General features: G+C 50.9%; 10 protein-coding genes, 1 tRNA gene and 1 pseudogene. 10 read left to right on the top strand and 2 right to left on the bottom strand.

Features of this window, described 5'->3' with window-relative positions:
- The 3 genes and pseudogenes from BFP76_RS03555 to BFP76_RS14715 form a co-directional block, all read left to right on the top strand.
- Complete coding sequence (locus BFP76_RS03555; RefSeq protein WP_099591787.1) at positions 1-1527, top strand: tripartite tricarboxylate transporter permease; 1527 nt, start codon at positions 1-3, stop codon at positions 1525-1527.
- Between the two features lie 166 nt (positions 1528-1693).
- Positions 1694-2371, top strand: coding sequence for a FadR/GntR family transcriptional regulator (locus BFP76_RS03550; protein ID WP_240513970.1), 678 nt, complete (start codon positions 1694-1696; stop codon positions 2369-2371).
- A 138-nt stretch (positions 2372-2509) separates the two neighbouring features.
- A pseudogene (locus tag BFP76_RS14715) lies at positions 2510-2820 on the top strand (integrase core domain-containing protein); the annotation flags it as partial.
- A gap of 500 nt (positions 2821-3320) precedes the next feature.
- Here the strand turns inward: BFP76_RS14715 and BFP76_RS03540 are convergent.
- Positions 3321-3397: transfer RNA gene (locus tag BFP76_RS03540), tRNA-Met, on the bottom strand.
- Between the two features lie 106 nt (positions 3398-3503).
- Between BFP76_RS03540 and dtd the strand changes: the two genes are divergently transcribed.
- From dtd to BFP76_RS03510, 6 genes are all read left to right on the top strand, one after another.
- Positions 3504-3947, top strand: coding sequence for a D-aminoacyl-tRNA deacylase (gene dtd / locus BFP76_RS03535; RefSeq protein WP_099591785.1), 444 nt, complete (start codon positions 3504-3506; stop codon positions 3945-3947).
- Positions 3948-4022: 75 nt separating this feature from the next.
- Positions 4023-4547, top strand: coding sequence for a DUF2799 domain-containing protein (locus BFP76_RS03530; RefSeq protein ID WP_099591784.1), 525 nt, complete (start codon positions 4023-4025; stop codon positions 4545-4547).
- A gap of 94 nt (positions 4548-4641) precedes the next feature.
- Entirely contained in the window at positions 4642-7065 is a 2424-nt protein-coding gene (locus BFP76_RS03525) for a GcvT family protein (protein WP_205661366.1), read from the top strand.
- 21 nt (positions 7066-7086) lie between these two features.
- Positions 7087-7734 (top strand): HAD family hydrolase, encoded by a 648-nt coding sequence (locus BFP76_RS03520; RefSeq protein ID WP_099591783.1) that lies wholly within the window; start codon positions 7087-7089, stop codon positions 7732-7734.
- Positions 7735-7737: 3 nt separating this feature from the next.
- A complete protein-coding gene (locus BFP76_RS03515; RefSeq protein ID WP_099591782.1) occupies positions 7738-8820 on the top strand; it encodes a Zn-dependent alcohol dehydrogenase in 1083 nt (360 codons plus the stop codon).
- A 32-nt stretch (positions 8821-8852) separates the two neighbouring features.
- Complete coding sequence (locus BFP76_RS03510) at positions 8853-10082, top strand: mandelate racemase/muconate lactonizing enzyme family protein (RefSeq protein ID WP_099591781.1); 1230 nt, start codon at positions 8853-8855, stop codon at positions 10080-10082.
- An 88-nt stretch (positions 10083-10170) separates the two neighbouring features.
- On the opposite strand, the gene BFP76_RS03505 is transcribed toward BFP76_RS03510, so the two are convergent.
- Entirely contained in the window at positions 10171-11784 is a 1614-nt protein-coding gene (locus tag BFP76_RS03505; protein ID WP_099591780.1) for a SulP family inorganic anion transporter, read from the bottom strand.
- A 24-nt stretch (positions 11785-11808) separates the two neighbouring features.
- Here BFP76_RS03505 and BFP76_RS03500 point away from each other — a divergent pair, with 24 nt between their 5' ends.
- The gene (locus tag BFP76_RS03500) at positions 11809-13077 is read left to right on the top strand and encodes an amidohydrolase (RefSeq protein ID WP_338064495.1); all 1269 of its coding nucleotides are present in this window, start codon (positions 11809-11811) and stop codon (positions 13075-13077) included.
- Positions 13078-13086: the final 9 nt, after the last annotated feature.

Here is a 13086-nt window from a genome sequence, read left to right as displayed (position 1 = left end):
ATGGATTTCATCTTTCTCGTTTTCAGCAGCTTGTCTTTGCTGGCCGATCCACTCAACCTCACTTACGTAATCCTTGGCTTTGTGATCGGCACAGTATTTGCCGCCATTCCCGGCCTGACTGCGACGTTAGCAATGGCATTACTCTTGCCACTGACCTATTCGCTCAGCGTCGACACCGCGCTGATGGCCTGTGCGAGCATCTATATGGCCGGCATGTGCGGCGGATCGATCACGGCCACAACGATCAACATTCCCGGCGCGCCGTCCTCTATGATGACCGCGCTTGACGGCTATCCAATGCAGCAGCAAGGCAAAGGCGCACTGGCGCTTGGGCATGCGGCGCTTGGCTCGATGTTTGGCGGTGCGGTGGGTGCGTTATTGTTGATTGCGGTGGCACCTTTCGTGGCTGAATTATCGCTGTTGGTAAAGACCACTGGGAAGTTTTCACTTCTAGCCTTCGCTTTGATAGTCGTAGTGATCGCGCAACGCGGTCGCATTCCGCAGGCCGGGCTGGCGGCCTGTATCGGACTGATGCTGGCCACTGTTGGGCTTGATGCAATGGAGCCTATTACCCGCTTTACTTATGGCTATTCCAGCCTGACCGCTGGGATCGACCTGATGCCGGTGATTATAGGCACTTTTGCCATTGCCGAGGTATTGATGCAATCATGTACGCGTACAGATATCAGTGCGGCGACCGCTGCCGCCAATAAGGTCAAAATCCGCCGTCGCGATTTCTTGCCACCATTGTCAGACATCCGAAAGATCGGCTTTGGCTGCTATTTCAAATCCTGCTTGATAGGCTATTTCGTTGGCACATTGCCAGGTGCGGGTGGTTCGATGGGATCGTTCCTCGCTTATACCGAAGCCGTGCGCACCTCTTCCGAGCCGGAAACGTTTGGCAAGGGTAACCCTCAAGGTATCGCCGCGTCGGAAAGCGCGAACAATGCTGTCTGTGGTGGAGCGATGGTGCCTATGTTGACCTTTGGTATTCCTGGCGATCCGATCACCGCGATCATGCTTGGTGTTCTGGTGATCAACGGCATTCAGCCAGGACCGCAACTGATGGCTGATCAAGCTGGGCTAATTGCCCCGATGCTGGCCACGCTTTTGTTCAGCGCGGTGGTGCTGATCCCCCTAACGCTCTGGCTGATAGGGCCATATTTCATCAAGATCGTATCGGTGCGCAAAGATGTGCTATATGCTGTGATCGCGCTTCTGGCCGTCGTGGGCAGCTACGTTGCAACTTATTCTACTTTCCAAATGTTCATGGCGCTTGGAATGGGAGTTTTGGCCTTTTATTTGCGGCGCAATGGATTTCCGGTGATCACCATGTTGCTCGGTTATATCCTCGGGCCAAACTTGGAAGAGTTTTTGCGGCGGTCTTTGGCATTGTCAAATGGCGATCCAACGACCTTCTTTACCAACCCCGATAGCTTATTCTTTGTCATCTTGACGTTGGTGTTCGTCTACTTTTTGGTGATCCGCAAACCTGCACAGAAGCCTGCAGCTATCAAAACCAAGTAGGTTTCAGCTCTCTGGCCATCCCTTTCCAAAGGGGTGGTCGCATGTATTTTAGGCTCGCGTGCGCTGTTACTGTATTTTATACTTTGATGCGGTCTATAAAGAGCTTTACGCGAACGCCCAACCCTCAAACAAGGAGACCAAGTTGTCAGAGACAAGGCTACACTCATTGGCAGATCAAGTTTACGATCAGCTATTGACCAAGATCCTCGAAGAAGAATTCCCAGTGCATAGTCGATTGCCCACCGAAGAAATGCTCGCTGAAAATTTTGGCGTCTCGCGACCGGTCGTGCGTGGGGCGCTGTCCCGACTGCGAGATGATGGCATCGTCCAATCGCGCCGTGGTTCGGGAAGCTATGTTCTGTGCCGTCCTGACCGCGAGTTGATTAGCTTCGTACCATTAGAATCAGTCTCGGATGTTCAGCGTTGTTATGAGTTTCGCATTGATGTTGAGGGCGCTGCTGCTGCTTGGGCTGCGCGGCGGCGCGACGACGAGGATCTGGAAGCGATGGATGCAGCTTATCAAGAGTTGGAGCAAACCTATCAGCAAAACGCCCTTGGAGTAGATGCCGATCAACGCTTACATTTAACAGTGGCTCGTGCGGCAAAGAACCCATTTTTCTCTTCAGTGCTAGAATCCTTGAGCGAGCAAATTGCAAATGGGGTTAAGCTGTCGCGTTCCCTGACACTACTGGATTCTCCCGTTCGTCAAGAGCTAGTATTGGCGGAACACCGTGCCGTGCTCGACGCGATCCGCTTGAAGCAGCCCGAGGTAGCGCAAGCAACGATGCGCCACCACATCACCGCCGCAAAAGATCGGATGTTCGTGGGAACACAAGAAGATTGACGCCACTTTGCATCGCCTGAGCAAGGTAGAAATGATATAGGGTTTTTGGCGAAATGGTCGGTAAGATTGTATTACAATTGGTCAAGGACTTCATGGAAGCTGGGATAAGGCGGCTGGCAGGCGATACTACACGTCAAGCGTCCACGCCTACTGTCAGACAATGGCCCGTGCTTTGCATCGGGCAAGTTGGCTATATTCTTAGAAGGTAAAGGCATGCCGCACACGCGTGGCGCACTTTGCCATCCGCAGCCTCAAGGCAAGATCCCCTCTCGGGATTTACTATATAAACCCTACGAGCAACGGAACGTGGGCATCAGCCGATGAAGAACCGCGTACTGCTGGGAAACTATTTCTTTCCAGACGACCTAAAGGATCAAATTACCGCATTCGTTGGCCATTACAATAAACAACGATACCATGAGAGCCTATATAATCTGACACCATCTGACATTTCACTGAGCATGGGCAAACCATTTTACTCGAATGTGAAAAGACGAAAAGGAGAACCATGAAACAAAGGCGCTTGCGGCCCGCTAGGTCTGCTACTCAAATGAAACCAGATGATCAATGAAACAGCACAGTCAAAACGCCATCTGTCTCAAACTATTTGATGACGGACACCTTGGATCAAAGCTCGAAGATAGCAAAAAATTAGTATGAATTCAACGGCGGCTTTGTCTCGCAAAGCTGATATTCGTGATGGTTAAACAATTGCTGCCAATGCAGGTATTCGGTTAGTGAAGATGATTTTGTGTGCAAAATACAGGATCCCCCAATTACCGGTGTTCTTTTAACCAGAAGAGGTCGAATCGTATTTTTTGCGAATTGAATATTGAGTACCTATAGGTACTTTAAGGGCGAATTTGCGGTCTCTTTGCAGTCCCGTGCCCTAAGTAGGAGAGACGCCAATTTGCATATCTCGTTAACTTGTTGTTATTTAAGGGAAATTTGGTAGCGGGAGAGGGACTTGAACCCCCGACACGCGGATTATGATTCCGCTGCTCTAACCACCTGAGCTACCCCGCCAAAGGTGGGGGCTAATTACGGTGCATCGTTGCAGGCGTCAAGGGGAATTGATGCTTGATTTTGCAAGTTTTTCAGAAAAAGACTGCGATCAAAGGAGAATGCACATATGCGATGTTTAATTCAGCGGGTTTCAGAGGCAAGTGTTACGGTTGATGGCGCGATTATCGGGCAGATTGGGCAAGGCTTGTTGATACTGGTGTGCGCCATGGATGGGGATGATGCCGCGGCAGGGCAAAAGCTGGCCACAAAAATATCCAAGCTGCGTATTTTTCGTGATGACGATGGGCGCATGAACAAATCAGTGAGTGATATTGGCGGAAGCTGTTTGATTGTCAGCCAATTTACATTGGCTGCGGACACATCGCGGGGTAATCGCCCAGGGTTTTCAGGCGCGGCAGCGCCCGATGTTGGGCGTGTGTTATATGACAAATTCTGTGATCAAATGCGTGTGCTGGATCTGCCCGTTGAAACGGGCGAATTTGGCGCAGATATGAAAGTGGCGTTGATCAATGACGGCCCCGTCACCATCTGGATGGATAGCGACGCCTGACGATTTCTTGTGTTTTTGTGGATATTTTTGCAAAATGGAGGAAAGTGTCGCGTACCAATTGAAAGGTTGTTTCAAATGCAAAAGTATTTTGCGCTGACGGCGGTTTTATTGATCACGGGATGTGGGTTAAGTGAAAAAGCCTGTGTCGAGGGTGATTGGCGTGGCATAGGTGCGCGTGATGGTGCGGCGGGGCGGTCGCCTGAATTTGTTGCGAACCATGCGGAATCCTGTGCGAAACACGGGATTAGTCCCGATTTAAAAGCATGGGAAGAGGGGCGGCAAATTGGGTTGAAAACCTACTGCACGCCATCAAGTGCGTATGAGGTTGGCGCGAACGGGCAATCGTTGCGTGATGTTTGCCCCGATGCTGATTTGGCTGCCATGCAAAAGGCGCATAAAAAGGGGCTTTGGTATCATCGTGTCACGGGGGACATCAATTCATTGGAGCGCGAGCGCCGTGCAGTGTTGAACGAATTGGCAAGCCTGCCCAATGATGGCACCGCCGCTGCACGCCATGCATCATTGCGCAGTCGATTGTTATCCATCGATTCACGTTTGCGCTTTTTGTATCTGGATCGACGTCGGTATTCCGAATTTTAACAAATACGACAGGATTGGTCGCATTTGAGACGGGCAGCACGGTTTGGTTTTTGCAGTCTGATAGACACTGAACCAAAACCAAAAGGTTTGAATCATGTCTGATAAATCGCTGCCCACCCATGCCAAGGTTGTTATTGTTGGGGGCGGCGTTGTTGGCTGTTCCATCCTGTTTCATCTGGCGAAATTTGGTTGGAAAGATGTGGTTTTGTTGGAGCGTGATGAATTGACCAGTGGGTCAAGTTGGCACGCGGCGGGGCAAATTCACACGATTAGCTCTGATCCAAATATCAGCCGCCTGCAATCTTACACGATTGATCTTTACAAAGAGATTGAGGAATTGTCAGGCCATTCGGTGGGGTTACATATCACTGGCGGGTTTTATTTGGCGAGCACGCCTGAATGGTATGATTACCTGAAACGCGAACGATCCAAGGCGCGGTATATGGGATTGAACCAAGAATTCATTTCCCCCGCCGAGGTGGCCGAGCGCCATCCGTTGATTGACCCCAAACATTATTTGGCGGCGTTATGGGATGATCAGGATGGCGATCTGGATCCATCGGGTGCAACATATGCATTTGCCAAGGCTGCGCGGGTTCACGGCGCACAGTATTTCACGCACACGCCCGTGGTAGAAACCAATCAACGCGCGGATGGAACATGGGATGTGACCACACCGCGTGGTAGCATTCATGCGGAAATGATTGTGAATTGTGGTGGGTTATGGGCACGAGAGGTTGGCGCCATGGCTGGACTGCGCGTGCCTGTGCAACCCATGGAACATCATTATTTGATCACCGAAGAAATCCCAGAGGTGGCCGCGCGTGAAACACGATTACCCGCAGGCATTGATTATGAAGCGAATATTTATTTTCGCCAGGAACGCACGGGCATGTTGCTTGGCACTTATGAACCCGTTTCCACCCCGTGGAAGGTGGACGGCACCCCGATGGATTTCGGCCATGAATTGTTGAACCCTGATTTGGATCGCATTGCGGATCGACTTGAAAAATCGTTTGAACGCATCCCTGCGATTGGTGCGGCGGGGATTAAAAACATCATCAATGGCCCGTTTACGTTTGGCCCTGATGGCAACCCGATGATTGGCCCAGTTCCGGGCATTCGCAATTACTGGTGCGCGGTGGGTGTGATGGCGGGGTTTTGTCAGGGGGGCGGCGTTGGGTTGACCATGGCGGAATGGATGATTGATGGCGAGCCATCGATTGATGTCTGGGCGATGGATGTTGCACGATTTGGCGATTGGGCATCACCCGATTGGGGCACGATAAAATCGAGCGAAAATTATGAACGTCGGTTCGTGATGACATTTCCCAATGAAACCCTGCCAAAGGGGCGCAAACAGAAAACCACGGCATTGTATGATCGGTTAATCGCCAAGGGTGCGCGGATGGATCAAGGTTTCGGCTTGGAACACGCGCTTTGGTTTGGCGACGGCCCCGATGATGCGCATGAAGAGCCGACATTCAAGCGCAACAGAAGCCATGATTATGTCGCACGTGAAGTGGCGGCGGTACGCAGTGGCGTTGGCGGGATCGAGATTGCCAATTTCGCCAAGCATGAATTTAAGGGCGCGGGTGCGCGCGCGTTTTTGGATAAAATGCTGGCGGGGAATATTCCACGCGCGGGGAGGATTATTCTGACGCCGATGTTGACACCAAAGGGCAAATTATATGGTGATTTAACTGTGTCCTGTTTGGGCGCGGATCATTTCATGTTATTTGGATCGGGTGCGATGCAAGAGGCGCACCGCCGTTGGTTCGAACGCCATTTGCCAGATGATGTGCAATATCGAAATGTATCCGATGATTGGCACGGCATTGCGATCAGCGGACCAAAATCGCGGGAACTATTGCAACGTATAACGCGCGATGATGTATCCAATGCAGCGTTCAAATTTCGTGACATTCGCGAAACCTATGTCGGCGATGTGCCAGTAATCCTGTCACGCATTTCGTTTAGTGGCGAGCTTGGCTATGAAATTTATTGCAAACCGCAATATTTGATCCGCCTGAGCGAGGCTATAGAAGATGCCGGCGCCGATTTGGGCTATCGTTGGTATGGTGCGCGCGCGTTGTTATCGATGCGATTGGAAAAATCATGGGGGGTGTGGACGATGGATTACCGCCCTGATTTCACACCTGCGGAATCTGGGCTGGATATATTCATTGATTGGGACACTGATTTTATCGGCAAAGATGCTGCATTGGCGGAACGAAAAACTGGGCCCAAGCGTAAATTGGTGTGCATGGTGATTGATTGTGACGGCATCGATGTATCGGGCGACGAAGCAGTGATCAAAAATGGTGCAGCGATTGGTTATATATCGTCTGGTGGCTATGCCCATCATGTGCAACAGTCCGTGGCAATGGGATATGTTCCCAGCGTTGAGGCGGTCGCGGGTAACAAAGTACAGGTGGAAATTTTAGGCGCGTTTTATGATGCGGTGATCCAAGGTCCGCCCCTGTATGATGCCAATGGTGCCAATATGCGTGGTTAATGAAACGACGAGGATATTGGTATGCAACCAAAATTGGTGATTTTCGATTGTGATGGCGTGTTGGTTGATAGTGAACCCGCAACAATTGCGGTTCTGTCACAAAATATTGCGCGGTATGGTATTCACATGAGCGAAGCAGAATGCACCCAAACATTTCTGGGGCGCACCATGTCTGTTATTCAGACGACATTGCGGGATATGGGGGCGGAATTGCCCGATGATTGGGTCGCGCAAATTTACGCAGAAATCTATGCCAAACTTGCCGATACGGTTGAAGAAATTCCGGGTATCAAACTGGTTCTGGATGATCTGGTGGCGAAAGGTATTCCGTTTTGTGTCGGATCTAATGGCAGTCGTGAAAAAATGGGGATCACGTTGGGGCGAACGGATTTGATGCGTTATTTTGACGGGAATATTTATTCTGCGCATGAAATTGGCGTGGGCAAACCAGACCCGACGATGTATCTCACTGCTGCGTTACAATTTGGGGTCGATCCTGCCGATTGTTTGGTGATTGAAGATAGCCCAAGCGGGGCAGAGGCCGCGAAACGCGCGGGAATGCCCTGTTATGGATTTATCCGCGAAACGCCACGCGAACGTATGGAACCTTGGTGTCATATTGTGTTCGACGATATGGCAAAACTTCCCCAATTGATTGCAGAAAGATAGAATATGAAAGCAGCCGTTTGTCGCCAATTCAATGCCCCATTGTGTATCGAAGATATCACCCTATCCGCGCCAACCACCGGACAGGTTCGTGTAAAACTTGCCGCTTGTGCGATATGTCATTCTGATTTGGCATTTATGGATGGCACATTTGGTGGGCATTTGCCCGCGGTATACGGGCACGAGGCATCGGGCCATATCGCCGAACTTGGTGATGGGGTTTCGGAATTTGCATTGGGCGATCCGGTTATTGTGACCTTGATCCGATCATGTGGATCGTGTTGTTCTTGTGCGACGGGGCATCCGACATCTTGTGAAACACCTTATGATCGCCTAGGCCAAAGCCCGCTTGTTGATGCAAAGGGAGATGCATTGGAACACGGTATGGCAACAGGCGCATTTGCCCAAGAGGTGGTCGTCGATCAAAGCCAGATTGTGAAATTACCCCAGGATATGGATATGGCAGTGGCCAGTCTGTTGGCCTGTGGTGTGATTACGGGATTTGGCGCCGTGACCAATTCGGCAAAAATGCCAGCAGGTGCAAATGTGGCGGTGATCGGCGCGGGGGGTGTTGGGCTCAACACCATTCAAGCGGCGGCGATTTGTGGTGCAAACAAGGTAATCGCGGTTGATCTGGGCCAAGAAAAGCTTAACGCAGCAATGGAATTTGGCGCAACAGATGCGTTGATTTCAGATGCGGATTTGAACGACAATATCCGTGCACTTACCGATGGGCGCGGGGTTGATTATGTATTTGTCACCGTTGGTGCGGTGCAGGCATTTAACGCCGCCCCCGATTTATTGGCCCCGCGCGGCGAAGTGGTGATGGTTGGTATGCCACCTGTGGGTGTTAAGGCCGAATATGAACCCGTTAATTTGGCGGGCATGAGCCAATCCATGCGTGGATCAAAAATGGGCGAGGCTGTGTTGCAACGCGATATTCCACAATTGATTGATCTTTATCGTCAAGGGCGTTTGAAATTGGACGAATTGATTTCAAATACCTACAGTTTAGATCAGATAAATGATGCGATTGCCGACACGCGCAAGGGCGTATCACGGCGCAATGTGATCTTGTTCGATCAGTAAATCGAGAGGCCACCTAAACGAAAGGCGACAAGATGAAATTACAAGAGCTAGAGGTTTTTGTTATTGGAAATCCGCCCCCAGGTTGGGGTGGGCGTTATTTCATCATGGTGAAAGTAACCACGGATAATGGCATTGTGGGTTACGGCGAGGTGTATTCCGCATCTGTTGGTCCAGACGCGATGAAGGCGGTGATTACAGATGTTTTTGAACGCCATTTGATGGGTGAAAACCCTGAAAATATCGAATTGATGTTTCGCCGTGCCTATTCATCTGGGTTTACGCAGCGCCCTGATTTAACCGTCATGGGCGCGTTTTCAGGTTTGGAAATTGCATGTTGGGATATTCTGGGCAAGGCACATGACCGCCCTGTTTATGCAATGCTGGGGGGGCTGATGAATGACCGGATTCGTGCCTATACCTATCTGTATCCATTAGCGCATCATGATGCATCTGCGTTTTGGACCAGCCCCGATATGCAGGCGGAATCCGCCAGTGAAATGGTAAAGCTGGGCTTTACAGCGGTGAAATTCGATCCCGCTGGTCCATATACCGTGCGCGGTGGGCATATGCCCGCGATGAGCGATATTGATTTATCGGTACGCATGTGTGCCGCCATTCGCGATGCGGTTGGGAACAAGGCGGATTTATTATTTGGCACACATGGACAGTTTTCCGTGGGCGGTGCGGTGCGATTGGGGCGGGCGTTGGAACCCTATGATCCGCTTTGGTATGAAGAGCCCATTCCACCAGATAATGTTGGCGCAATGGCAGAGGTGGCGCGAAAGGTGCGCATTCCTGTGGCGACGGGTGAACGGTTAACGACCAAGGCCGAATTTGCACCTGTGTTGCGCGAAGGGGCGGCGGCAGTTTTGCAACCCGCGCTAGGGCGTTCTGGTGGGATTTTGGAAACCAAAAAAATCGCTGCGATGGCCGAAGTGTATAACGCACAGGTCGCGCCGCATTTATATGCTGGGCCAGTGGAATGGGCGGCGAATATTCAACTGGCCACGAATATTCCCAACCTGTTGATGGTGGAAACCATTGGAACTGGGGGTGGATTTGCGGGTGATTTAATCAAACACAGCATCACGTTGGATGATGGGTTCATTGTGGCGCCAACCGCACCTGGTTTGGGCATTTCATTTGACGAAGAGTTGGCGCGTGCAAATCCATATACGGGCGCAGGGTTGCATTTAGAAATGCAAGAATCACCGTGTGATTATGCAAAGGGTAATGCGTTTCAAGGTGGCGCGGCAGATTAAAAATATTACGGGCCTTGCAATGAGTTGCAAAGCCCGTTTTTTGGATATTTGAACAAAATGGAGGTGGGGGAGAGTTCCCCAATCACGCTTAGTGCCCGCCGCCAATGCGCCCCGTTGCGATTTCATAATCAATCGCCATTGAATAATCTGGATCTTGATCTTCATCGACAATCAATTGCCCTGCGCCCGATAGCAATGCGTGACAATCCTTGGACAGGCCACGCAATTTCAGGGTCTTGCCCGCGGATTTGTAATTATGTGCCACGGCTTCTACGGCCTGAAGCGCGCTTCCATCGACAAGGCGGGATTGGTTGAAATCCAAGATCACGGTTGCAGGATCTTTCTTGGGATCAAAGATTTCTTGAAACCGCGCTGCAGAGCCAAAGAAAAGCGGGCCTTTGATATCATAAACACGCGCACCTTTTTCCGAATGAGATTTGCGATGTGTCGCGGTAATTTGAGATGCAGCATTCCATGCATAAACCAGAGCAGATACGATAACACCGACCACAACCGCAACGGCAAGGTCTTTGTAAACCGTAACAGCGGTGACAAGCACAATCACCAATGCATCTGAAAAGGGAACGCGGCGCATCACGTTAAATGATTGCCATGCGAATGTGCCAATCACCACCATGAACATCACACCAACCAATGCGGCCAATGGGATCATTTCAATGATGCCAGATGCGAATAGGATAAAGATCAAAAGGAACAGCGCAGCCGCAATACCAGACAGGCGGCGGCGACCACCAGATGTAACGTTGATCATGGATTGCCCGATCATGGCACAACCACCCATCCCGCCAAAGAAACCCGTGATCACATTGGCGCCACCTTGGGCGACACATTCCTTGGATGCGCCACCACGTTGCCCCGTGATTTCGCCAACCAAGTTTAACGTAAGCAAGCTTTCGATCAGACCGATTGCGGCCAAGATCACGGCATATGGGAGAATGATATGAAGCGTTTCAAGGTTCATCGGAACGCTTGGGATTGCAAATGATGGCAAGCCACCCTTCACACTGGCCATGTCACCGACATTTGGCACAGGAATATTAAACAACACCACGGCGACAGTGATCAGACCGATTGCCGCCAAGGGAGCGGGGAAGGCCTTGGTAATTTTTGGTGTCACCCAGATGATTGCCATCGTGGCCGCAACCAAACCAAGAGTGAGCCAAAGCGTGCTGCCAGTCATCCATGTTTCATGCCCTGATGCATCGCGAATTTGAAATTGTTCCATTTGAGCAAGGAAAATCACAATCGCCAAACCGTTTACAAAGCCGAGCATCACCGTATGCGGTACCATGCGGATAAATTTACCGAGTCGGAAAACACCCGCTAAAATTTGCAAAATCCCCATCAACACAACGGTTGCAAACAGGTATTGCACACCGTGATCGGCAACCAATGCCACCATCACAACAGCCAGTGCACCCGTGGCACCAGAGATCATTCCGGGACGCCCACCAAAGATCGCGGTGACAAGGCCAACGATGAATGCGGCGTACAGACCGACAAGGGGTTCTACACCCGCAACAAATGCGAATGCGACGGCTTCTGGAACCAATGCCAGTGCCACGGTTAAACCGGACAGAATTTCTGTTTTCGCCTCTGACAGGCTTGGCCCGTTGCGCGTGGCGATGCGACGTTCAACGCGCAAACGGCGGGAAAATTGTGAAAGCAATGTGCGTGTCATTGGTTGGCCTTGATGATTGTGGTTATGCGCGCCCTACAAGGTGAAACAGCAATTGTCAAAGGCGAAGCCCTGTGCATATGCTGCGATTGGTCATTCGGTGACGGTTTGCATGAAATTTTAGCAGGTTGGGATGTGATGGGTTTATCCAAAGACGATTTGGCAAAGCTGGTGGCGCTGCGCCATGAATTGCACCAACATCCAGAAGTTTCGGGTCAAGAAGAGCAGACCGCGGCACGCTTGGTGGCATTCCTAGATCGCAATGGTTTACGACCCGATGCAATGCACCACGATTTGGGTGGGCATGGATTGGCGTTGGAATATATCGGCGCGGATGATGGGCCAACGGTGATGATCCGCTGTGAATTGGATGCACTGCCGATTGTTGAACAAAATGCGATTCCACATCGTTCATCCCATGAAGGCGTTGCGCATCTGTGTGGGCACGATGGGCATATGGCCACAGTCATCGCATTGGCATTTCTGTTGCGCGATCAACCGTTGAAACGCGGGCGGGTGATTTTATTATTCCAAGGGGCCGAGGAAACGGGTGCAGGTGCACAAGCCTTGTTGGATGATGCGCGGTTTGAACCGCTTTATCCCGATTATATATTTGCGTTGCATAATTTGCCCAAGCTCCCTCTTGGAGAAGTTCAATTGGGAACGGGGGTTGTATGTTGCGCATCGCGCGGTATGAAAATCACATTGATTGGAAAAACATCCCATGCCGCCGCCCCCCAAGACGGGGTTTCACCCGTTGGTGCCATGGCCACGTTGATGAAAGACATTCCCACGTTTTGCACGGGCGCGCGTCGCGATGAAAACTTCGTGCTGACAACGATCACGCATGCCAATGTTGGTGTGCCCAATTTTGGGGTGGCACCTGCGGATGCAACGCTTTGGGTGACATTGCGCACGGTAACGCAATCGCGCATGGATGCATTGGTTGACGATATGGAACGTCTTGTTGCAACAGAAGCTTTCACGAATGGGCTGGCATTTGATGTGCAATATCAGGACGTGTTTGATGCCACCGAAAATCATGGTGACGCGGTTGCGCACATTTCAAAAGCGGCGCGGATCAATGGCATAACACCACACGATTTACCTGAACCGATGAGCTGGTCAGAGGATTTCGGGCGATTTGCAAAAACGGGTGCCAAGGCGGGAATGTTTTTTCTGGGCTCTGGAATTGATCAACCGCAATTGCATAATCCAGATTTTGATTTCCCAGATGAATTGATCCCCATTGGCGCAAAACTTTTTTGGGACATAATAAGTGACGTAATGGGATAGCTTGCGGTT

The organism is Paramylibacter kogurei, from assembly GCF_002742285.1.
Classification (GTDB): domain Bacteria; phylum Pseudomonadota; class Alphaproteobacteria; order Rhodobacterales; family Rhodobacteraceae; genus Amylibacter; species Amylibacter kogurei.
Note: the sequence above shows the minus strand (reverse complement) of the source record. Positions and strands in the feature narration are given on the sequence as shown.